The organism is Arthrobacter sp. NamB2 (genome assembly GCF_005281365.1).
Lineage (GTDB): Bacteria > Actinomycetota > Actinomycetes > Actinomycetales > Micrococcaceae > Arthrobacter_D.
Map to the genome: position 1 here is coordinate 1 of NZ_SZWI01000021.1, position 627 is coordinate 627.

Consider the following 627-nt stretch of genomic DNA (forward strand, 5'->3'; position numbering starts at 1 on the left):
CCGGGGTCAGAGGCCCGGGGTGATGAGGACGGACGCGCCGGTCCGGGCCGCCTGGAAGCGGGTCTGGACATCGGCCCAGTTCACGAGGTTCCACCAGGCCTTGACGTAGTCGGGCTTGACGTTGACGTAGTCCAGGTAGAAGGCGTGCTCCCACATGTCGAGCATCAGCAGCGGAACGGTGCCCACCGGCACGTTGCCCTGCTGGTCGTAGAGCTGCTCGATGACGATGTTCTTGCCCAGCGGCTCGTAGGCGAGCACGGCCCAACCCGAACCCTGCAGCGACACCGCGGCGGCGGTGAAGTGGGCGCGGAACGCGTCGAAGGACCCGAACGCGTCGTCCAGGGCGGCGGCGAGTTCACCCTCGGGCTTGTCGCCTCCCTCGGGAGACATGTTCTTCCAGAAGATGCTGTGGTTGATCACGCCGCCGACGTGGAACGCGAGATCCTTGGAGAGCTTCGGGATGGTACCGAACTGGCCTGTCGCGCGGGCTTCTGCCAGCTGCGCGAGGGCGTCGTTGGCGCCCTTGACGTAGGTGGCCTGGTGCTTGGAGTGGTGCAGCTCCATGATCCGGCCCGAGATGTGCGGCTCCAGGGCCGCGTAGTCGTAGTCGAGATCCGGCAGTACGTA

Annotated in this window: 1 protein-coding gene; it reads right to left on the reverse strand. The window is 66.3% G+C overall.

All coding sequences use genetic code 11. The features are described 5' to 3' along the window. Nucleotides 1-6 precede the first annotated feature (6 nt). On the reverse strand, nt 7-627 hold a 621-nt coding region (locus FDK12_RS14960; protein WP_137370289.1), incomplete at its 5' end, for a superoxide dismutase.